Annotated in this window: 13 protein-coding genes and 1 pseudogene; 2 read left to right on the plus strand and 12 right to left on the minus strand. The window is 69.6% G+C overall.

Features of this window, described 5'->3' with window-relative positions; all coding sequences use genetic code 11:
- Position 1: 1 nt before the first annotated feature.
- The 5 genes from C8E96_RS11220 to C8E96_RS11240 all read right to left on the minus strand — a co-directional run bounded on the left by C8E96_RS11220 (position 2) and on the right by C8E96_RS11240 (position 8395).
- Positions 2 to 1693 (minus strand): substrate-binding and VWA domain-containing protein, encoded by a 1692-nt coding sequence (locus C8E96_RS11220; protein ID WP_091379043.1) that lies wholly within the window; start codon positions 1691 to 1693, stop codon positions 2 to 4.
- A gap of 148 nt (positions 1694 to 1841) precedes the next feature.
- Complete coding sequence (locus C8E96_RS11225) at positions 1842 to 3653, minus strand: glycosyltransferase family protein (RefSeq protein ID WP_091379039.1); 1812 nt, start codon at positions 3651 to 3653, stop codon at positions 1842 to 1844.
- 80 nt (positions 3654 to 3733) lie between these two features.
- On the minus strand, positions 3734 to 5422 hold the full coding sequence (locus C8E96_RS11230; RefSeq protein WP_091379037.1) for a substrate-binding and VWA domain-containing protein: 1689 nt from the start codon (positions 5420 to 5422) through the stop codon (positions 3734 to 3736).
- Positions 5423 to 5473: 51 nt separating this feature from the next.
- Positions 5474 to 7276 carry an AMP-dependent synthetase/ligase gene (locus C8E96_RS11235; protein ID WP_091379033.1) on the minus strand — a complete coding sequence of 601 codons (1803 nt, stop codon included), beginning with the start codon at positions 7274 to 7276 and terminating at the stop codon, positions 5474 to 5476.
- A gap of 162 nt (positions 7277 to 7438) precedes the next feature.
- Positions 7439 to 8395: a helix-turn-helix domain-containing protein gene (locus C8E96_RS11240; protein ID WP_091379030.1), complete on the minus strand. Its 957-nt coding sequence runs from the start codon at positions 8393 to 8395 to the stop codon at positions 7439 to 7441.
- A 28-nt stretch (positions 8396 to 8423) separates the two neighbouring features.
- Here C8E96_RS11240 and C8E96_RS11245 point away from each other — a divergent pair, with 28 nt between their 5' ends.
- Positions 8424 to 9476, plus strand: coding sequence for a saccharopine dehydrogenase family protein (locus tag C8E96_RS11245; RefSeq protein WP_228770068.1), 1053 nt, complete (start codon positions 8424 to 8426; stop codon positions 9474 to 9476).
- A gap of 53 nt (positions 9477 to 9529) precedes the next feature.
- Here C8E96_RS11245 and C8E96_RS34615 read toward each other — a convergent pair whose 3' ends face one another.
- The 6 genes and pseudogenes from C8E96_RS34615 to C8E96_RS11270 form a co-directional block, all read right to left on the minus strand.
- Complete coding sequence (locus C8E96_RS34615) at positions 9530 to 9823, minus strand: proprotein convertase P-domain-containing protein (RefSeq protein ID WP_407642673.1); 294 nt, start codon at positions 9821 to 9823, stop codon at positions 9530 to 9532.
- Between the two features lie 87 nt (positions 9824 to 9910).
- Positions 9911 to 10702 (minus strand): annotated as a pseudogene (locus tag C8E96_RS11250) (S1 family peptidase); the annotation flags it as partial.
- A gap of 144 nt (positions 10703 to 10846) precedes the next feature.
- Positions 10847 to 12046, minus strand: a complete 1200-nt coding sequence (locus tag C8E96_RS34470) for a trypsin-like serine protease (protein WP_324187073.1) — start codon at positions 12044 to 12046, stop codon at positions 10847 to 10849.
- Positions 12047 to 12215: 169 nt separating this feature from the next.
- On the minus strand, positions 12216 to 13892 hold the full coding sequence (locus C8E96_RS11260) for a M14 family metallopeptidase (protein ID WP_228770052.1): 1677 nt from the start codon (positions 13890 to 13892) through the stop codon (positions 12216 to 12218).
- A 210-nt stretch (positions 13893 to 14102) separates the two neighbouring features.
- A complete protein-coding gene (locus C8E96_RS11265) occupies positions 14103 to 15656 on the minus strand; it encodes a succinic semialdehyde dehydrogenase (RefSeq protein ID WP_091379018.1) in 1554 nt (517 codons plus the stop codon).
- On the minus strand, positions 15653 to 16564 hold the full coding sequence (locus C8E96_RS11270; RefSeq protein ID WP_091379015.1) for an SDR family oxidoreductase: 912 nt from the start codon (positions 16562 to 16564) through the stop codon (positions 15653 to 15655). Before C8E96_RS11270 ends, C8E96_RS11265 begins: the two co-directional genes overlap by 4 nt.
- A gap of 716 nt (positions 16565 to 17280) precedes the next feature.
- On the opposite strand from C8E96_RS11270, the gene C8E96_RS11275 reads away from it, so the two are divergent.
- Positions 17281 to 19023, plus strand: a complete 1743-nt coding sequence (locus C8E96_RS11275; RefSeq protein WP_228770051.1) for a S8 family peptidase — start codon at positions 17281 to 17283, stop codon at positions 19021 to 19023.
- A 72-nt stretch (positions 19024 to 19095) separates the two neighbouring features.
- On the opposite strand, the gene C8E96_RS11280 is transcribed toward C8E96_RS11275, so the two are convergent.
- The gene (locus tag C8E96_RS11280; protein WP_228770050.1) at positions 19096 to 21987 is read right to left on the minus strand and encodes an ATP-binding protein; all 2892 of its coding nucleotides are present in this window, start codon (positions 21985 to 21987) and stop codon (positions 19096 to 19098) included.
- Between the last annotated feature and the right edge of the window lie 296 nt (positions 21988 to 22283).

A 22283-nucleotide genomic window follows, 5' to 3' on the forward strand; every position in this document is an offset into this window, starting at 1 on the left:
CTCAGCTTCCGGGCGTGGGCTTGCACGCGGGCGGTTGGCACAGGAGCTTGCTCAGCGCGGCGTAGAAGATCTCCGCGATCTTGGAGGGGTCCGGGGTGGAGAAGGCCTGGCCGTCGGTGGCGGCGCTGATGGCCTGCAGCTCGCCGATGTCGATGTCGGGGCCGATGCCGATGCCGATGACCGCGATGGGCCGCTTCGGGTCGACCAAGCCGGCGAGCTCCGCGAGCAGCTGCTCGCGGCTGATGCCGTCGCGGTCCTCGTTCTTGCCGTCGGTCATGACGACGACGAGGTTGATCCGCCCGGGCTCCCAGTTCTGCCGGGCCGACTTGTACGCGGCGAGGGTGCTGTCGTAGAGCCCGGTCGCGCCCTTGGTCTGGTTTTCGATGCTCCGCACGGTGGGGATCGCGTTCGCCGCGAGGTGGTCGCTGACCGGGCGGACCGGCAGCAGCTCCCGGTAGTCCTTGTCGCCGTCGAGGTTGGTGGAGAACACCCAGAGGCCGATCTTGGTGGTGCCCTTGAACAGGCGGATGCCCAGCTCGGCCGCGTCCAGGGTGACCGCCATCCGGGTCCGCCCGGTGCCCGGCACCTGCTCGGCCATCGACCCGGACACGTCGAGCAGGACCTGGATGCGGGCGCTGAGGTTCACCCCGGCCCACTCGTTGAGGACCCGGTCGACCTCGTCGGCCTCGGGCAGCGGGACCGGGGGCGCCGGGTCGGCGGTGACGCGCTTGTCCTGCGACCGGTCACGCAGCACGTCGCCCGCGGGGCCGCGGAAGCCCGCCGCGCCGAGCAGGTCGCGCGCCTGCGAGCCGAGCATCCTGGACAGGAACCGTTCGGCCACCGTGCGCTTCTCGCCGGTCGTCGCGGGCAGCACGACGAAGGGATAGTCCAGCGACGGCGGGGCCGGGTCGGCGTAGCTGGCGACGAGCTTGGTCGAGGTCTGCTTCACGTTGTGCCGCAGCACCGCGGTCTCCGAACTCGGGAACGCCGAGAGCGGCGGGTGCGGGCTGGTCGTGCCGGGCAGGCGGGCGAACAGGTCCGTCGACGTGGCCACAGTGTTGGCGGAGAGCTTGCGCAGCAGTGAGGTCGTCCCCGCGGCGTCGTTGCCCTTGGGCTCGGCGAGCCGGAACAGGGTCGCCGAGCCGATCGGATCGCGCGCCGGGTCGGGGAAGCCGAGCGTTTCCAGGACCTTGGTGTCGGCGATCAGGTCGGCCCACGTCGGGCGGGTGGTGGGCCAGCCGAACTGGCCCGCCAAGTCGTCGGTGACGGCGAGGACCACCGGCGAGGAGGCGATGCGCGTGCCCTCGATGGGGGTCTGCCAGGCGCCGTTGGACTGCGCGCGGCGCAGCCACAGCGTCGACTCGGGGATCCAGACGTCGGGCGGCTCGGAACCGTCGGACACCGCGAGCGACTCCGCGACGCCCGAGGACTCCCGGCTGGTGACCCGCACGTCGTAGCAGTCGTCGCCCGCTTCGAGGATGTCGCGGCCGACCTGGGTGATCACCGGGGCGATGTCCGGCGACGCGGCGACGGTCAGCGACGTGACCCGCTCGCAGTCCGAGGCGCCGAGGGTGTCGCGGAGGAAGTCGAAGCTGAGCCAGCCCACCAGGGCGGCGACGAGAAGGAGGCTGAGCGCCACGACGGAGGACCGGTGCGTCGCCGCCCGGCCACCGCCCGGCGAGTGTCGCCCCATCCTCGATCCTCCTCCGACGCTTTCGTGCCGAAGATACCCGCTATTCGATTCGCAATGAAGCGAATGTGTCAGTGGATGGAATTATCCAGGGGTCGCCAAATTTGATTGTCGGTGGGAACAAGGTGCATTGTTCGCCGGGACAACGCGACTATACAAGCGGTTCCCCGATGATGACCCCGACCAGGCAGGCTGTGGTCGCCCCCGGTGCCCGGCGGAGATCGATCCGGTCGAATTCGGCGTCGGTGACCAATTGCAACAAATGCACACCCTCCTGTAGCGGAAGGGTGAATGACGTCTGGCCCGCGTTGATCGTCACCGGCCCGGCGGCGGAGGTGAAGTACTCCAGTCGGATGAGCCGTTTGCCCTTCACCGGACCGGACAGCGGGACAAGCGTGGTCTGGTCGGTGACCGGGTAGCCGCACTCGGGCACCGGGCCGGGCTTGCCCACGACGGCGTTGACGACGCCCTTGACCTCCTGCGGCCTGCCCTGGCCGTCGAGCATGAAGATGGCCGCGGTCGGCTCGTCGAACCGGGGCGCGTCCGGCAGCAGGCCGAGCACCCGTGAGGTGCGGCCCTGGTCGCCGAACCAGTGGATCATCACGTTGCTCGGCACGATCGAGTCATAGACGACCATGCCGGGCTGCTGCCGAAGGGCCGCGCCCGCCGTCTCGACGTAGGTGCGTGAAGCGGCGAACTGAAGGTTGGGGGAGAGCCGCACGGTGCTCACGGTGGCCCCGGCGAGCACGACGGCGGTCAACGCCACCAGCCCGACGCGCAGGGAGCGGCCGGGGATCCGGGCGGGCCGCGTGCCGTCCGCGCCCAGGGGCGTCAGGTAGGCGAAGGCCGCGCACAGCGCGAGAACCGGGACGGCGTCGGCGATGTAGCGGATGTCCAGGCCGATCATCGGCCCGATCAGCGGCATCCGGGCCAGCGCCACCAGGACGACGTCGACGGCCAGGTACCCGGCCAGCAGGGTCCAGGCCCAGCCTGCGCGACCCCGGCCGACGAGCAGCCCGCCGACGACGAGGGCGAGCGCGGCGAGACCGCCGAGGAGCTTCAGCGCGGCCACCGGCTCGGCCAGCGCGGGCGAGCCCTCGAAAACGGAGCCCGCCACCGGGAAGCCCAGTGTCGGGGTGAACAGGGTGTCGACCACCATCAGCCGGGTCAGCTCCACCACCTGCGCGCCGCTGATCTCGGTCTCGTGCACGGGCGCCGTGGCGAGTCCGAAGTAGACGACGGCGTAGACCGCGAGCAGACCGAGGTGGACGAGCCACAGCTTGCGGTGCGCGAGCCAGGCGCGGGCGATCCCGGGACCGAGCAGGACCGTGACGCCGAAGAGCAGGCCGACGAACAGTGCGGCCTTCTCGAAGAACGCCATGCCCACGACCGTCCACACCAGAGTCAGGATGGCGTCGCGGCGGCGTCCGGTGCGCAGATAGCCGACATGGCAGTACAGCGCGGAGAACATGGCCAGCAGCAGCGGAAGCAGCTGCATGGCGTACGCCCACCACATGGTCGAGGCCAGGATCACCGGGGAGGCCGCGACCACGCCGAACGGCAGCAGGAGCGCCGCGCGCGGGCCGAAGCAGCGCACCAGCAGCCGCCAGAACACGACGAGCGCGGCCAGGTGCGCCACCACCAGCGGAGCCATCGCGACGGCGAAGTTCAACGGCGCCACCGCGGTGACGATCCAGGCGGTGAGGAACAGGCCGGGTGCGATGTGGCCGTTGTAGTTCTGGAAGAGGTAACCGACGTCGAGCGGACTGCCTTGCGCGGCCAGGTAAGTGATCAGGAAGTCGTCGTGCACGAAGAACCCGCCCGCGAGGAACCACAGGTGGATCCCGAACGGCACCCCCGCGATGACCATGGCCGCGAGCCCGAGCCGGGACGGCAGCGGGATGGTCAGGGACCGCTCACGCACGTTCTTGTGCCTGCCGGTCCGGTGTTCGAGCGTGGTCAAGGCGAGCGCCCCCTCAGTTCAAGCCCCCCGACCCGCGCCTAGTTCACCCGAACGGACCGCTCAGAGCAAACACCGCGAGGTCACGATCCTGGCTTGCACGTCGGTGGCTGGCACAGGAGCTTGCTCAGCGCCGCGTAGAAGATGTCGCCGATCTTGGTGGGGTCGGGGGTGGTGAACGCCTGGCCGCCGGTGGCCTTGGAGATCGCGTCGAGTTCGGCGACATCGATGTCGGGGCCGATGCCGATGCCGACGACCACCAGGGGACGCCGCGGGTCCTGCAGCTTGGCCAGTTCGGCGAGCAGCTGTTCGCGGGAGATGCCGTCGGGGTCCTCGTTCTTGCCATCGGTCAGCACGACCACGACGTTGATCCGGCCGGGCTCCCAGTTCGCCCGGCCCGACTGGTACGCGGCGAGAACGCTGTCGTACAGGCCGGTCGCGCCGCCCTGGATGGACTTGACGTCGCGCAGCTTCGCGATCGCGCCGCTCGCCTTGTGGTCGGTCACCGTCTCGACCGGGAGGAGTTCGCGGTAGTCCTTGTCGCCGTCGAGGTTCGTGGAGAACAGCCAGATGCCGAACCTCGTCGTCGGCCGGAACAAGCCGATCCCGAGTTCCGCCGCGCGCAGGGTGACGGCCATCCGGTCGAGTCCGGTGCCGGGCACCGGTTCGGCCATCGAGCCCGACACGTCGAGCAGCACCTGCATGCGGGAGTTCAGGTTCACCCCGGCCCACTGGTTGAGCAGCTGGTCGACTTCGGCCGACGCGGGCAGCGGCACGTGCTCGATCGGCGCCGCCGTCGTGCGCTTGTCCTGCGACCGGTCCCGCAGCGCCTTGCCGTCCGGGGCGCGGAAACCGGCGTCGGCGAACGACGTCACCGCCGCGGGGTCCAGCAGCTTGTCGAGGAACTTCTGGGCCAGGTCGCGCTTGGCGCCGCTCGCCTTCGGCAGCACCGTGTACGGGAAGTCCAACGACGGCACGGCCGGGTCGGCGTAGGACGCGACCAACTGGCTCTCCGACGACTTCACGTTGTGCCGCAGCAGCGCGTTCTCCGACGTGGGGAACGCCCCCAGCGGCTCGGCGGCGCTGGTCCCGCCGGGCAGCCGCAGGAACAGGTCCGACGCCTGCGGCAGGGTGTTCACCGAGAGCCTGCGCAGCAGCGCGGTGAGCGCGGCACCCTTGTCCTCGGCCGTGCCGGTGAGCGCGCGCACGCCGTGCAGCGTGGACACGCCGACCGGATCGCGCGACGGGTCGGGCAGGCCCACGGAGATGTCGGTCTTCCCGAGCACCTCCGACCAGGTCGGCTGCTTGCCCGGCCAGCCCAGCGTCGACGCGGTGTCCTCGGTCAGCGCCAGCACGACCGGCGACGACGCCACCGACGTGCCGGTCACCGGGGTGTTCCACGCGCCCTTGTCCTGGGCGCGCTGCAGCCACAGGGTCGACTCCGGGATCCACGCGTCGGGCAGCTCCGAGCCGTCCGACAGGGCCAGCGACTCCGCGGTGGCCGCCGAGTCACGGCTGGTCACCACGACCCGGAAACAGGCTTCCGGGTCCGCCTCAGCGGCTCGCTTGCCCGCCTGGTCGACGATGCCCGACACGTCCGGCGCGGCCGTGACCTGCAGCGACACCGTCTCCGCGCAGTCGGGGCCGCCGATCCGGTCGGAGATGAAGCCGAACGCGAACCACCCGCCGATGGCGAGCACCAGCAACCCGGCCAGCAGCACCACTGGTGACCGGGTCGCCTTCGCCCTCTTGGCCGACGAATGCCGTCCCATTACAGCCTCTCGGGTACGTGTGGATCCTCGGAGCCTGACCCGAGCGGTGGCCTATGAATAGAGGCTGTCGACCTCCGCGCCGAAGTCCTTCATGATCACGCGGCGCTTGAGCTTGAGCGACGGGGTGAGGTGGCCGGTCTCCGGGCTGAACTCGGTGGCCAGGATGCGGAACTTGCGCACCGACTCAGCCTTCGACACCGCCTGGTTGCCCTCGTCGACGGCCTTCTGGATCTCGGCGACCAGGTCGGCGTCGTCGACCAGGTCGGCCAGCGTCGCCTCCGCGGGCTTGTCGACGGTGGTCTTCCAGTAGGTGAAGTAGTCCGGGTCGACGGTGATCAGCGCGGCGATGTACTTCTGCCCGTCGCCGACGACCATGGCCTGCGCGACCAGCGGGTGCGAGGCGATCCGGTCCTCGATGACCGCGGGGGCGACGTTCTTGCCGCCGCTGGTCACCAGGATCTCCTTCTTCCGGCCGGTGATCGACAGGAAGCCCTCGTCGTCGAGCGAGCCGAGGTCGCCGGAGGCGAACCAGCCGTCGGCGTCGATGACCTCGGCGGTGGCCGCGTCGTTGTTCCAGTAGCCCTGGAAGACCACGCCGCCCTTGATCAGGACCTCGCCGTCCTCGGCGATCTTGACCGCGGTGCCCGGGATGGGCTGCCCGACGGTGCCCGCCTTGAAGTTCGTCGGCGCGTTGACCGTGGAGGCGGCGGTCGTCTCGGTGAGGCCGTAGCCCTCCAGGACGGTCAGGCCGACACCGCGGTAGAAGTGGGTGAGCCGCAGGCCGAGCGCGGCGCCGCCGGAGATGGCGTACTTCGCCTTGCCGCCCAGGGCGGCGCGAAGCTTGCTGTAGACCAGCTTGTCGAAGATGGCGTGCTTGATCTTCAGGCCGAGCCCGGCCTTGCCCTCGGCCTCGCTGAACGCGATCGCGGTGGCCGCGGCGGCGTCGAAGATCTTGCCCTTGCCCGCCGCGTGCGCCTTCTGCCGGGAGCCGTTGTAGACCTTCTCCAGCACGTACGGCACGGACAGGATGAAGGTCGGGTTGAAGCTCGCGAGGTCGTCGAGCAGCTTCTTGACGTCGGGGCCGTGGCCCATCGTCGCCCGGGCGTAGACACAGCCGACCTGCACCATCCGGCCGAACACGTGCGCGATCGGCAGGAACAGCAGGGTCGCGGCGTCCTCGGTGCTGCCCAGGCCGCGGAACAGCGGGCCCAGGACGTCGGTGGCCGCGGCGCACTCGGCGAAGAAGTTGTCGTGGGTCAGCACGCAGCCCTTGGGCTGGCCGGTGGTGCCCGAGGTGTAGATGATCGTGGCGACGTCCTCGGACTTCACGCCCGAGCGGCGCTCCTCGACGGCGGCGGTCTCCACGTCGGAGCCCGCGGCGACGATCTTGTCGATCGCGCCGTCCTCGATCTGCCACACGTTCTTGAGCGCGGGCAGGGCGTCGCGGATCGAGTCGACCCGGGACTGGTGCTCGGCGTTCTCGACGATCACGGCGACCGCGCCGGAGTCGGACATGATCCACTGGATCTGCTCCGCGGACGAGGTCACGTAGATCGGCACCGGGACGGCGCCCGCGGCCCAGATCGCGAAGTCGAGCAGGGTCCACTCGTAGCGGGTCGCGGCCAGGATGGCCACCCGGTCGCCAGCGCCGACGCCGGAGGCGATGAGGCCCTTGGCCACGTCGACGACCTCGCCGAGGAACGCGGTGGCGGAGACGTCGGTCCAGTCGCCCGCGGCCGAGCGGCGGCGGAACGCCACGTAGTTCGGGTCTTCCTTCGCGTTGGTGTAGACCAGGTCGGCAAGGCCGCCGGCCTCATCTCGCTTTGCGACGGCAGGGACGGCGAACTCGCGCATTTGCTACTCCTCCGGGCACAGAACCGCAGGCAGGTCGAGGTCACCGGCACTGGCCTCGCCCGCTACCTATCGGTAACTTTGTCGGTATCTTGCCTGTCTCGCCCTCGCTCGGCTAGAGGACGATGACAAATCGGTACATGTCGACAGTGTGTGGTGAGCTGACTACGCACGCTCGGTGAGCTCGGTGCGGAAGGTTCGCCGGTACGTGTCCGGCGGGACGCCGACCGTGGCGTGGAAGTGCCTGCGCATCGTGGTCGCCGTGCCCATGCCGGTGTTGGCGGCGATCAGGTCGACGGAGTCGTCGGTCGTTTCGAGCAGTTCCCGAGCCCGCTGGATCCGCTGGGCGTGCAGCCAGCGCAGCGGGGTCGTGCCGGTGACGGCGGCGAACTGGCGGGCGAGCGTGCGCGAGCTCACATTCGCCCGCCGGGCCAGTTCCTCCACCGTGAGGGGCTGGTCGAGCCGCCCGACCACCCAGGCGAGCAGGTCGGCGAGGACGTGCTCGCGCCGTTCGGGCATCGGGGCGGTGATGAACTGGGCCTGCCCGCCAGGGCGGTGCGGGGCCACGACCAGGACGCGGGCCAGTCGGTTGGCGACCGCGGCGCCGTGGTCGGTCCGCACGAGGTGCAGGCAGAGATCCATTCCGGCGGCCTTGCCCGCGGAGGTGAGGATCGAGCCGTCGTCGATGTAGAGCACGCTCGGGTCGACCCGGACGCGCGGGTGGCGCCGGGCCAGGGCGTCGGCGTGCAGCCAGTGCGTGGTGGCCCGCCGCCCGTCGAGCAGGCCCGCGGCGGCGAGCACGAACGCGCCGGTGCAGATCGACACCACCCGGGCGCCACCGTCGTAGGCCGCGCGCACCGCGTCCACCAGGTCGGGTGCGGGCTCTTCGTCGAGGTCGCGGCTCGCCGGGACGATCACCGTGTCGGCGGCGGCGAGGCCGTCGAGCCCGCGGATCGCGTTGTCGGGGAACCAGCCGCGCAGCCGCGCGGTGTCGGAGCCGCAGACGCTGAAGTCGTACCAGGGGTCGGCGAGGTTGCGCCGGTCGACGCCGAAGACCTCGTGCGGTGCGGCGAACTCGAACAGGGAAGTGCCCTCGGGTATCGCCAGGGCCACGGAGGTCATGTCCGAAAGTGTACGGGTCGTGGCGTTCCTGCCACTCGTCCACGACGCTCGCGGTGATGATGATGAACAAGTGACATCACAGGGAGCAGTCGTCGTCTACGGCGCATATGGACACACCGGCCAGTTCGTCGTCGCCGAGCTGCGGGATCGCGGGATGACGCCGATCCTCGCGGGCCGGGACGCCGCCAAGCTTCAGGCCGCGTTCCCGGGGGAGGAGGTGCGACCGGCGTCGGTGGACGACCCGGGTTCGCTGGACGCCGCCCTGGCCGGGGCCGCGGTCGTCATCAATGCCGCCGGGCCGTTCGCCGCCACGGCGGGGCCGGTCATCGAGGCCGCTCTGCGCGCGGGAATCCCGTATCTGGATGTCGCCGCCGAGGTCGAAGCTGTCGCCGACACCTTCCGCTACGACGACAAGGCCCGTGCCGCCGGTGTCACGGTCGTCCCGGCGATGGCCTTCTATGGCGGGTTGGGTGATCTGCTGGCCACCGCCGCGATGGGTGGGTCGGACGTGGCCGACGAGATCCACCTCGCCTACGCGCTGAGCAGCTGGAAGCCGACCGAGGGCACTCGCGCTTCGGGCCGGGTTTCCAAGGGGCGGCGTGATGGTGGGCGGCTGGTCTACCGGAACCAGCGGCTGGAACTTCGCACCGACAGCGCTCCGGTCACGGAGTGGGCGTTCCCCGCTCCGGTCGGGACGCAGGCTGTTCAGGCCGAGTTCACGATGGCGGACAGTGTCACCATTCCGACGCATCTCAAGGCTTCGGAGATTCACACGTACATGACCGTTGCGCCATTGGCGGACTTGTTCGACGCTGAGGCCACGGCTCCGTCGGCTGTTGACGACCGGGGGCGCTCCGACCAGACGTTCGTGGTCGAAGTGGTTGTGCGGCAGGGGGATGAGCGGCGTCGGGCGGTTGCCTGCGGGCAGGATATCTATGCGATCTCCGCGCCGCTGGTCGTGGAGGCCACTGAACGTGTCCTCAGCGGACAGTTTCCGGCGGGAGTCATCTCGGCCGGTTCTGCCTTTGACGCTCGGGATTTCTTGATGTCGCTTCGGGATCTCTCGGTGGAGATCGACTAAGTGTTTGCGATGCCCGACCAGGACCGGGGGGCCTGGTCGGGCATCACCTTGACCTAGAAGGTCAGCTTCCAACTATCGATGTAGCCGGTGTCGTAGCTGTAAACGTCGCGGACCTGGAGTTTCCAGGTTCCGTTTGCCACCTCAGTGGACGCGTTCACCGTGTACGTGGTGATCACGTTGTCAGCCGAGTCACTGCTGCTGGAGTTCTTCATGCGGTAGGCGGAGCCGTCCGGGGCGATCAGGTCGATCACCAGGTCGCCACGCCAGGTGTGCTTGATGTCCACGCCGACCTGCAAGGCCGACGGCGCGTTGCCCGTGATGCCCGTGACGGCGACCGAGCTGGTCACCGCGCTGCCCGCGTCGGGGATGTTGACGTTGTTGGTGTTCTCGAAGACCTTGCCGGTGGGCGGGGGTGTGGTGCCGCCGAGTTCGTCGGCCTTCGCCTTGATGGCCGCGGAAAGGGCGCTCACTTCGGCGTAGACGCCGGGGTAGTTCGGTCGGGCGCAGCCGTTGCCCCAGGAGACGATGCCGACCTGGATCCACGCGTTGTTGGCGTCGCGGCGGACCATCGGGCCGCCGGAGTCGCCCTGGCAGGTGTCGACCCCGCCCTGGGTGAAGCCTGCGCAGATCTCGACGGCGGGCTTGAGCGACGGGTACGAGGACTTGCAGGACGTGTCGTTGACGAACGGGACGTCTGCTTTGAGCATGTACCGCTGCTGGCTGCCACCCTCGGACGCCGCACCCCAGCCCATGACGGTGAAAGTGCCGTTGTCGTAGGCGTTTGTCATCGCGATCGGCAGCTTCGCCGCGCCGGTGATCGGGCTGGACAGCTTGATCAGCGCCCAGTCGCCGCCCGCGGAGGTCGAGTAGCCGGGGTTCTTGTAGACGTAGGAGGACGTGCGCTTGATCGCGCTGGTGCTCTGCAGGTCGACCACGCCGTAGGTGGCGGTGATCCCGGTGTTGTTGCCTGTGCCGCTGACACAGTGGGCGGCTGTGAGGACGAGCGAGTCGGAGTACATCGCGCCGCCGCAGCCCATCGAGAGCCGGACCATCCAGGGGAATTCGCCTTGCGCCGCCGGGCTTCCGCCGACGACCTGCGGGGAGACGTCATCGGCCGGTGGCTGGGCCCCGAGGGCCTGGCCGGTCGACATGCCCACGATGGCGGCGGCTCCCACGACCACCATCGCGGTCCTGCGTAACTTCCCCATCCAGTCGCGCTTGATCATTTTGCGTCCTTTCACGAACCACAGATGCGAGTTGTGGTGCCAAACCGCGGCCGGCTGCCTCGGTCCGTTCGTGGCGCCCGGGGCAGGGGGTCAACCCTGCCCCGGGCGGTTTCAGGTACTGCGAAAGTGATCTGCTTGCCACTACTAGAAAGTGAGCTTCCAGCTGTCGATGTAACCCGTGTCGTAGCGGGCGACGTCCTGGACCTTGAGCTTCCAGATGCCGTTCGCCACCTCCGTGGAGGCGTTCACCGTGTAGGTGGTGATCACGTTGTCCGCGGAGTCGTTGCCGCTGGAGCTCTTCATCCGGTAGGCCGTGCCGTCCGGCGCCACCAGGTCGATGACCAGGTCGCCGCGCCAGGTGTGCTTGATGTCCACGCCGACCTTCAGCGTGGCCGGTGCGTTGCCGCTGACACCCGAGACCGTGATCGAGCTGGTGATCGCGGTGCCCGCGTCGGGGATGTTGACGTTGTTGGTGTTCTCGAAGACGCCGCCCGTGGGCGGGGGCGTGGTGTCGCCGCCGCCGAGCTTGGCGGCCGCGGCCTGGATGTCCGCGGCGAAGGTGCTGACCTCGGTGTAGATGCCGTACTTGTTGGGCCGGGCGCAGCCGTGGCCCCAGGAGACGATGCCGACCTGGACCCAGTTGTTGTTGGCGTCGCGGCGGGCCATCGGGCCGCCGGAGTCACCCTGGCACGTGTCGATGCCGCCCTCGGGGTAGCCCGCGCAGATCGAGTCGGACTTCACCAGGTTCGGGTAGGACGAGGAGCCGCTGCAAGTGGTGTCGTCGACGAACGGCACCTTCGCCTTGCTGGCGTAGCGGTTCATCGAGTTGCCACCCTCGGAGGTACCACCCCAGCCCATGATGTCGAACGTGCCGTTGTTGTTGGCGGTGGTGGTGGCGATCGGCAGCAGCGCCGCGCCGGTGATCGGGCTGCTGAGCTTGACCAGCGCCCAGTCCTTGCCCGCCTCCACGTTGGTGTAGCCCACCGCGGAGTGCACGTAGCTCGACGTGCGCTTGACCGCCGCGGGGTCCTGGCGGTCGACGACGCCGTAGGTGACACCGATGGTGGTGTCGGGGCCGGTGCCGTTGGTGCCGCGGTCGTCGACGCAGTGCGCCGCGGTCAGCACGAGCTGCTCGGAGTACATCGCGCCGCCGCAGCCCATCGAGAGGTGGACCAGCCAGGGGAAGTCGCCCTTGGCGGCCAGGGTGCCGCCGACGACCATGGGGCTGACGTCACCGGGCTGCGAGGGCGGCGGCGCGGCGAGCGCCTGTCCCCCCACTGCGGCCAGGATCGCGGTGAGGCCCGCTGCCAGCAGCCCCGCCTTCTTCATTTTCGAGATTCGCACGAGATTCCTTCCGTGACCGTCCACAATGGAACGCAGGGCGCGGACGGTCGCGTGGTTGTGTGACTTGCCGAACCACCTGGGACTGGTGGCCGCATAAGGAGGTGCTCCGGGCCGAGTTTGCGGGTCGACCCGGAGCACCTGGTAATAGCTGTTTCGCTTAGCTCTCAGCTCAGAAGGTGAGCTTCCAGCTGTCGATGTAGCCGGTGTCGTAGCGGGCGACGTCCTGGACCTTGAGCTTCCAGGTGCCGTTGGCGACCTCGGTCGACGCGTTCACGGTGTAGCTCGTGATCACGTTGTCGGCCGAGTCGTTGCCCGACGAGTTCTTCAACCGGTACGCCGTGCCGTCCGGGGCCACCAGGTCGATGACCAGGTCACCGCGCCAGGTGTGCTTGATGTCGACGTCGACCTTCAGCGTCGCCGGGGCGTTGCCCGTCTGTCCGGTGACGGTGATGTCGCTGGTGACAGCGGCGCCCGCGTCGGGAACGTTGACGTTGTTGGTGTTCTCGAAGACGTTGCCGGTCGGCGGCGGCGTGGTGCCGTCGCAGGTCAGGCCGATCGAGCGCTTCGGGCAGTCGGAGTACTCGAGCAGGTAGAGCACGGCCGCCTTGTTGCGCGAGGTCTCGCGGGCGATGACCTCGTCACCCGGGTAGAAACCGCCGCCGGAGGCGGACGCCGGGAACATCTCGAAGGTGTAGCCCCAGATCTTGTGGACGCCCCACAGGTAGTCGTCGATCGACCCGTCGGTGATGTAGAGGTCCGAGGACTGCTCCGGGGTGTAGCCGTTGGTCTGCGCCATGGCGCGGCCCATCGTCGAGAAGACCTTCTGCTCTTCGGCGTTGAGACCCTCGGCGGTGTCGGCGTTGGTCCAGCCGAACGGCCACAGCACCAACTCGCTGTAGGTGTGGAAGTCGATCGCGGTGCTGATCTGCTGCTTGCCGCCGACGACGCGGCTGCGCACGAAGTCCGAGAGGACCTTGACTTCCTTCGCCGATTCGGGCGCGGTGCCGCGGTAGGTGTCGGAGCTGGTGCTGCCCGAGGAGCCGCCACAGCAGCCCCACTTGTAGTCCCAGTTGCGGTTCATGTCGGTGCCGACGTAGGACGAACCGGAGTTGGGCTGGCGGTTCTTGCGCCAGCTCTTGTAGGAGCCGGTGCTGATGTCGAACTCGCCGCCGTCGGGGTTGACGTCGGGCAGGATCCAGATCTCGCGGGTGTCCACCATGGACTTGACCTTGGCGTCGGTCGCGTAGCCCTCGGTGAAGGTCTTGATCAGGTAGATCGCCATCTCGACCGTCAGGTGCTCACGGGCGTGCTGGTGGTGGGTGAAGAGAACCTCGGGCTCGTTCTCGTCCGCCGTCGGGTTGTCCGAGATCTTCAGCGCGTACAGGTCGCGGTTCTCGTAGGACTTGCCGATGACCTGCTTGGTGATGAGGTTCGGGTAGTTGGCCACGGCCGAGTTGATGACCGCGGTCATCTCGGCGTAGTTGTGGTAGTTCGCGTCCGAGCTCGGGAAGTCGTTGGTTCCCTGGACACCCTGGGTGCCCTGGATGACCGCGGGGGCGGCCTCGGACTCGACCTTGAAGCCCTGGGAGCGGATCTTGGCGACCTCGGCGGGCGTGGCGGTGATCATCAAGCGGCTGTCTTCCGTGCCGTTGACGGCCGCGCCGGTCGCCGCGATGGCGCTGCGCTGCTGGGAAGTCTTGACTCCGATGACGTGGTACTCGGCCGTTGCGCGAGCTTCCTGGGCGGCGGCGGCGTTCTCGCCGCTGGCCGGGTTGCCGCTCATGGAGATGATCACGGCAAAGGCGGCTAGCGCCCCGACCATGACGGACAGGCGTTTGCGATTCACGCGGTGCCTCCTGCAGGGAGTGCCGGAATTTCCGACACTGGAGGGGTTGAAACTTCGCCGCGCGGGCAGAGTCAAACCCTTGGGTGCCCTCATGACTCATGCTCGCGCGGCTATGACATTCGAATACTGACCGGGTGTCATGCCCATCACAAGGCTACGAGCGGCTGCCCTTGTTCCCGTTTATTTCACAGATCCTTCACTTTCGCGGGGTCAGCGCAGCCCGATCCGGCGCATCAGCCGCAGTGAACGCGCCATGATCCCGGTGTACCGGCCGTAAGGGATGGCCTTCGGCGGCGGGATGACCCGGACCCGCTGAACCGCGACATTTTGTGCCTCGGTGTATTTGAGCAGCCCTTCGACCCCGTGCCTTCGGCCCAATCCGGATGAGCCCATTCCGCCCATCGGCGCGTCCATGCTGGAGTAGGCCGCCGCGTGGCCGTCGTTCACATTGACCGTCCCGGCCCGCAGCCGGTGTGCCACCCGGCGGGCGCGGTCGAGGTCGCGGCCGTAGACGCTCGCGTTGAGCCCGTAGCTGGTGTCGTTGGCCAGCGCGATCGCGTCCTCCTCGTCGCGGAACGGGTAGATCGACACCACCGGCCCGAAGGTCTCCTCGGCGAAGCACGCCATGTCGGGGGTGACGCCGGTGAGCACGGTCGGCTCGTAGAACGCGGGCCCGAGGTCCTCCCTGGACCCGCCGCCGACGTGCACGGTCGCGCCTTTGGCCCGGGCGTCGTCGACGTGCTCGGCCACGGCCTTGCGCTGCCTGGTCGAGATCAGGGAGCCGACATCGCACTGGTAGTCGTAGCGGGCGCCGAGCTTGAGCGCGCGGGTCGCGTCGACGAACTTCGCCAGGAAGGCGTCGTGGACCGACTCGTGCACGTAGATCCGCTCGATGTGCATGCACAGCTGGCCGGTGTTGGCGAAGGCGCTGGTCACCGCGCCGTCGACGGCGGCGGCGACGTTCGCGTCGGGCAGCACGATCATCGGGTTCTTGCCGCCGAGTTCCAGCGAGCAGCCGATGAGCCGGGCCGCGGCCCGGGCGCCGACCTCGGCGCCGGTGCGGGTCGAGCCGGTGAACCCGACGTAGTCGGCGTTGTCGACCAGCGCGCCGCCGACGGTCGGCCCGTCACCGAGCACGACGGTGATCAGCCCCTCCGGAAGACCCGCCCGGTAGAGCAGGTCCACGCCGTAGAGCGGGCTCAGCGCGGTCTGGCTGTCCGGCTTGAGCACCACCGCGTTGCCCGCCATCAGCGCCGGGATCGAGTCGGACATGCCCAGGGCGAACGGGAAGTTCCACGGCGAGATGATCCCGACGACGCCCTTGGGCTGGCGCAGCTCGGTGGCCTTGATCGCCAGCGGCATCATGCCCTTGCGGGCGCGCGCCCGCAGCAGCCGCGGCGCGGCCTTGAGGTAGTGGCTGGTGGTGATCGCGGGCTCGATCAGGTCCTCGAACGCGTAGCGGCGGGCTTTGCCGGTCTCGGCCTGGATGAGGTCGGCGATGGTCTCGCGCTCGTCGAGCACCAGCTTGTGGAACCGCTCGAACACGCCCATCCGCTCGCGCACGTCGAGTTCGGCCCAGCGCGCCTGCGGCACCCGCGCGGCGTGCACGGCGTCGGCGACGTCGCGGACGCTCGAACACGGCAGCGTGGCCAGGGTTTCGCCGGTGAAGACCTCGACACTGGCGATGGTCTCGGCGCCGGAGGCGGCGACGTGCCGGGACAGCCGGGTGATCAGGTCGTCGGTGATGGTGGCGGGTGGCGTCATGCTCGGGTCTCCTCCGCGCCCGGGGCGCTGTCGGCGGCACGGGTCTCGTAGTCGCGTCGGGCGGCGGAGTCGAGCGCGTCGAGGAACAGGCGCTCACCGCCGAGCTTGCGGCTGAGCCACTCGCCGACCCGCCGGGGCAGCAGCGCGCCCATGCGCACCGCCGGGCCGACCGATTTGGGCACGTACACGTCGAAGCGTGGGGAGCGCAGCGCGCCGACGATCGCCTCGGCGACCTGCTCGGCGGTCACCGGCTTGACGCCCTTGCTGTCCTTGAGGCCCGCCGCCAACTCGGTGCGCACGATCGCGGGCATGACGCACGAGACGTCGACCCCGGTGTCGCGCAGCTCCATCCGCAGCGCCTCGGAGAAGCCGATGACACCGAACTTCGTCGCGCAGTAGGTCGCGCCCGCGGGAACCGGGATGCGGCCCGCCGCCGACGCCACGTTGACCACGTGACCCGATCCGCGGGGCTTCATCCGGCGCACCGCCTCGCGGCTGCCGTGGATGACCGCGTGCAGGTTCACCGCCAGCTGTGCGGTGGTGGTGCGGTCGGGCTCGTCCTCGATCAGGGCGATCGGCATGATCCCGGCGTTGTTGACCAGCACGTCGATCGGCCCGACCTCGGCCTCGACTTGGTCGAGCAGCGCGGTGAACGCGGCCCGGTCGGTCACGTCGAGCCCGTAGGCGGTCACGCGAATGTCGAACTCACCTGCCGGAAGGGGCGACTCGTTTGCCTGGCGGGGCGACTCGCGGGTGAGGGTGGTGGCGGTGCGCTTGGCGAGGTCGGCGTCGAGGTCGGCGATGACCACGCGCGCGCCCGCGCGGACCAGGGCGGCGGCGGTGGCCGCGCCGATGCCGCGGGCACCACCGGTGATCACTACGACCTGGTCGGTCAGCGAGCGTGCCATGGGGCTCCTTGTCCTGGGCGAGCCAGGCAAGAAACGTAACCGGTTCTAATTCTCGGCACCAGGGCCCGCGGTGAGGGCGGGCGTGCCGCGGCCGGGTCCCGCGCCCCCGCAAAAGATAGGTAGGGCTACGTAGTGATCCCTGGGTTGTTCCAGGTGCCGAATGGTCGCATCGTTGTCCGCGGATGGCCGCCGACCCTGCTGGCGGCAATCCCCATCCGGCGGCACGGATGGCGAATGTGATGTCGGCGTCGCAGTTGTCGGGTGACGCTGTCAATGAGCGGAGAGAGAGGCGCCCACGCCCTCGTCTCTCTCTCCGCTGGCATTCGAATCGGCTTTGGTGAACTTCGCCGGATGGTCCCTCACTCATCCGGCATCCCTATCGTGGCGAAGTGTCCGATCGGCAACGGGCACGCGCTGAACTGCCCGGATGCGAGGGGTCTTTGGTTCTGGCGCCGTCGCGACCGAGGCGGGAAGGCCGTTTCCAGCAGGGGGCGGCCTTCCCGTCTCGCTGCTATTCCTCTAGTCGAATTGAATAGTGGGAAATACCCCGGCCAATGAATTCGATATCTCTGCTCCGGTCGGGGTAACTTCCTTGGAATGTCGCGTCGGGGCATGGATTTCAGTGCACCGGAATGCGCATCATCGTCAGTGCACCTGGGGCTTCCCTGTACCGCGCCGTCCGGCGCGGACGCCCCCTGAGTTGTTCGGAGGAATCCGTGTTCCTGCGCTCAAATACCCGGCTGCGGCGCACCGCCATGGCCGCGGCGATCAGCTTCGGTCTGGTGCTGACACCGGGCCTGGCGTTCGCGGCCGCCGCCGCCCCGGCGGGCCCGGCAGGCGCCGCGGCGCCGAGCAGCATCCCGACCGGCACGCGCGCCTACTTCGTGATCACCGATCCGGCCAACATCGCCGCGGGCAAGACCGCCGTCACCAACAGCGGCGGCACCGTGTGGAACGCCTGGGACGCCATCGGTGTCATCGTCGCCCACTCGACGGCCGCCGACTTCAAGTCGAAGGTGCGCGCGGTGACCGGCGTGCAGTACGTCGGCGCGACCCGGACCACCGACGTCCCGACCAACGCGGACAACCCGCCGATCCCGAGCAACAGCGCGGGGCAGAACCTGGGCACCGAGGCCGTGGGCTGGGACATCAAGCAGCTCAAGGCCGACCAGGCGTGGGCGACCACCGACGGCGCGGGCGTGACCGTCGCGGTGCTCGACACCGGCGTCAACGACCAGCACAAGGACCTGGCCCCGAACTTCGACGCGAGCAAGTCCGCGTCCTGCGCCTACGGCAAGGTCGACAAGCGCGCGGGCGCCTGGCGCAGCGTCGGCTCCAGCGGCCACGGCACGCACGTCGCGGGCTCCATCGCCGCGGCCAAGGGCAACGGCGGCATCGTGGGTGTCGCTCCCGGCGCCAAGCTGTCGTCGATCCGCGTCGCCGAGCCCGCCGCCGAGCTGTTCTTCCCGGAGAACACGGTGTGCGCCTTCATGTACGCCGTCGAGGTCGGCGTCGACGTCACGAACAACAGCTACTGGACCGACCCGTGGTACGGCCTGTGCGCCAACGAGAACGACGGTGACCTCAAGGCCATCGAGGTCGCCGTCCGCCGCGCGGTGAACCACGCCAGCGGCGCGGGCATCGTCAACCTCGTCGCCGCGGGCAACGAGAACAAGGACTACTCCGCCAAGGGATCCACCTCGGTGAGCCCCAACGACTCGCAGCCCAAGAGCCGCAACGTCAACACCGGCTGCCCGCTGATGCCGCAGGAGGCCGAGGGCTCGACCGTCGTCGGCGGCATCGACCAGCAGGGCACGCGGTACAACATGTCGAACTACGACACCAACGGCACGCTGGACGTCACCGCCGCCGCCGTGAACGTGAACTCGACCTCGGCCAGTGGCGGGTTCCAGCAGATGACCGGCACCTCGATGGCGTCCCCGCACGCCGCGGGCATCGCCGCGCTGGTCAAGAGCGCCTTCCCGGCACTCAAGGGCAAGGACATCGAGAAGAAGATGAAGGAGTGCTCCGGCACCTACACCGACCCGAAGTACTACGGCTCGGGCCTGCCGGACGCCACCAAGTGCGTCTCCGGTGGCGGCGGTGGCGGCACGAACTGGACCAACGACAACGACGTCCAGATCACCGACAACAACGTCGCCGTGACCTCCTCGGTGACGGCCAACGCGACCAGCGCGCCGTCGGCCACCTCGAAGGTCTCGGTGAACATCGTCCACACCTACCGTGGTGACCTGGTCATCGACCTGGTCGCGCCGGACGGTACCGTGTACGCCCTCAAGCCCGCCAGCGCGAGCGACTCGGCGGACAACGTGATCGCGACCTACACGGTCAACCTGTCCGGTGAGGGCATGACGGGCGAGTACAAGCTGCGTGTCCGCGACGCGTACTCGTTCGACACCGGATACATCAACTCGTGGAAGCTGGACTTCGTCGGATAACGACGGCATCCCAAGGCTGAAGCAGTGATCCACGGTGGCTCTCCCGCACTTCGCGGGGGAGCCACCGTCGGCTCAGCCGAAGTCCTCGGCGTGCAGCTCGCTGCGGGAGGTGACGCCGAGTTTTCGCAGCACTCTCGCCGCGTGCTGCTCGACGGTGCGCGGCGAGAGGAACAGCACGTCGGCGATCTCGCGGTTGGTGTGCCCGCCCGCGAGCAGGCGCGCGACTTCCTGCTCGCGCGGGGAAAGCTCGTTGCCGTACCCGCGGCGCCCGCGTCTGGACGGCTTCACGCCGCCGATCCCGCGCAGCAGGTGCCTGCATCTCGCCGCGTCGCGGGTGGCGCCGAGACCGTCGAACGTATCGATCAAAGTGGACAGTGCGGCGGCCGCGGCCGCGCCGTCGGAAGGCAGCAGGCACAGCGCTTCGTGCTCGGCGGCCATCGCGGCGTAGTAGGGGGCGTTCATCTTCTCGTAGGCGCCGCGCGCGCTGCGGTGGAATTCCACCGCGGTCCCCAGATCGCCCGCGGCCTCCGCGAGTTCGCCGCGGCCGCTGTCGACCGCGGCCGCGCTCATCGGCGCGTCCCGGCCGAGGATCCCCGCCTCCGTCTGGTCGACGATGGCGCGGGCGTCGGCGAGCCTGCCCGCGCGCACGTACGCGGTGACCGCCACCGGCAGGATCTCGCCCGCCCACGTCCACACCTGCTTGTGGCGCAACAGCGCCAGGCCGCGGTCGATGTCCGCGCAGGCCTTGGTGATGTCGTCCTGGGCCAGCCACGCCCGGGCCAGTCCCGCGCAGCCGCCGATCGCGATCTGGGAGATCGCCTCCTGCGGCGCGTAGGCGCCGCTGTTGGTGAAGTAGCCCATCGCCTCGGACCATTCGCCGCGCGCGCAGGCGAGCGACCCGAGCACCAGGCTCAGCTCGCTGGCCACCGGCAGCAGGTCGTGGTACTCCTCGAGCAGTTTGCTCGCCCGCTCGGCCAGCCCGGTCCACTCGCCGAGGAACCAGTCGAGGCGGGCCCTGGTGGCCCGCGCGGTGCTCGCCACGAACGGCGCGCCGCAGTCGTCGGCCAGCCGCATGCCGGTCTCCAGCGAGTCGGCGCCCTGCTGGAAATGGCCGACCGTCATGCACGCGTCGGCGAAGTTGCAGTACGCCCTGGCCAGCTGGCGCTGGGTGGCCGCGGTGTACGCGGTCTGCGGGAGCAGCGACAGCCTGCCGAACACCGTCGGGTCGCCGGTGTGCAGGCGGGACCCGAGGTTGTTGGCCAGCAGCATGATCCGCTGCTCTTCGTCCTCACAGGAATCGATCAGCTCGTCGGTGCGGCGCAGCCACGGCTCGATCTCCGCGAACGGGGTGTCGCCGGTGAACGGCTGCGCGAGCACGGAGGTGGCTTTCGCGGCCAGCGCGGGACGCTCGCCGAGGTCGCCGAGCGCGAGTTCGATCTCCGAGCGGGCCGACGCCACCCCGCCCGCCTGCCGGATCAGCAGCAGCCCCAGGAACAGCCGGACCTCGCCGCGAGCCGACATCGAGAGCCTGCGGTCGCCGAGCAGCCTGCGCATGGTGGCCGTCGGGTTGAACTGGTCGAGCCCGGTGTGCGCGACCTGGCCCAGCTTCACTGCCAGCCGGTCGACGTCGGCCGAGGACAGCGACGGCTCGGCCAGCACCCGCTGCAGCAAGGCGGTGGCGGTGGCGGCGTCGCCGACGTCGGCGGCCCGGTCGGCGGCCGCCTCGCCGTAGCGCAGCCAGTCGGCCAGCCTGCCCGCGCGTTGGCTGTGCTCGGCGAGCTGGACCAGCGGACGCGGGCTGACCATGTCGAGCGCGTCGATGGCCCGCAGGTGCAGCTGCTGGCGGTCCGGGCCGCTGAGCGTGTCGTAGACGGCCTGCCGGGCCAGGGCGTGGCGGAAGGTGTAATGCGCGTTGTCGGCCTCGTGCAGCACGTGTCCGGCCAGCGCGTGGCCCAGCGCGGCCCGCACCCGCTGGTCGGGAATCCCGGCCACCGACCCGAGCAGCTCCGCGGTGGCGGGCACGCCCAGCACCGCCGCCGCCTGGACCAGCCGGTTGGCCGCCGTGGGCAGCTCGCTGAGCCGCTCGGCGATCGCGTCGCGCAGCAGCACCGGGACCTCGACGTTGTCCAGCAGCCTGCGCGCCGCGGCGCCGTCGGCGTGCACCGCGCCCGCCGTCGTCCGCAGCGCCCGCAGCGTCTCCTCGACCACGAACGGGATGCCCGCGGTGCGCTCGTGCAGCTTCGCGGCGAAGTCGGCGGAGACGGTCTCCTCGTCGAGGATCGCCGCGGCCAGCGACCGCACGCCCTCGGCGTCGAGCGGGGCCAGGTGCACCAGCATGCTGGTGATGCCCGTGGGCGGTCGGTAGGCGGTGCCCAGCGGCATCCCGCCCGGCACGTCCTCACGGCGGTAGGTGACCAGGACGGTCAGGTTCGGCGGCGGGTCGGCCATCAGGAACCGCAGCAGCTGCCGCGAGCCGTCGTCGGCCCAGTGCAGGTCCTCGATGATCATCAGCGTCGGGCCGACCGCGGCGAGCAGCTCGCGCACCGCGCGGAACACCCGGTGCCGGTCGGCCCGCGGGTCGCCGGACGGCACGGGCGCCTCCGGCAGGTAGTCGGCCAGCTCAGGCAGCATGGGGGCCAGGACACCCACCACCCGGCTCAGCTGGGGACGACTCGCCAGCCGGTCCGCGCAGCCGCCCAGGGCCTCGAGGACAGCCCCGTACGGGAAAGGCTCGCGCAGCGGCTGGCAGTTGCCGATGAGGATGCGCAGCGGCCCGAGGCGGCCAGGGCGCAGCAGCTCATGGACGAGCCTGCTCTTCCCGACCCCCGCCTCGCCTTCGATCATGACCACGGCGGGCTGGCGCGTCACCGTCTCGCGCAGCGCGTCGAGCTCATGGCCGCGGCCGACGAGCACCGGCGACGTGGTGCGCACGAGGCTCGCCGTCGGCTGCCGCTTCGGGACCATCCACACCCTCCCAGGCCGGTGTTCAGGATCGGTGTCAACCCGACGTTCTTCGGAGCCTAAGCCGAACAGGGGTGATCCGGAACTCACTTGCCGCCGCGCAACCGGCAAACCGATCTTAGTCGGCGGTCCGGGGCAGGAGAGCGACCTGGACATCGGTGAAAGACGGGTAGGTATACGTACCGATACCCGGATTGTTCGCGGGGCGCGTCCGGCTGAAGGTGATCGGCAGTGGCTGTCAGTTATTCACCCTGCCCGGCAGCCACTCCATCGAGTTGCGCGGCGACTTGTCGCCGGCG

This window comes from Actinokineospora alba (assembly GCF_004362515.1).
GTDB lineage: Bacteria > Actinomycetota > Actinomycetes > Mycobacteriales > Pseudonocardiaceae > Actinokineospora > Actinokineospora alba.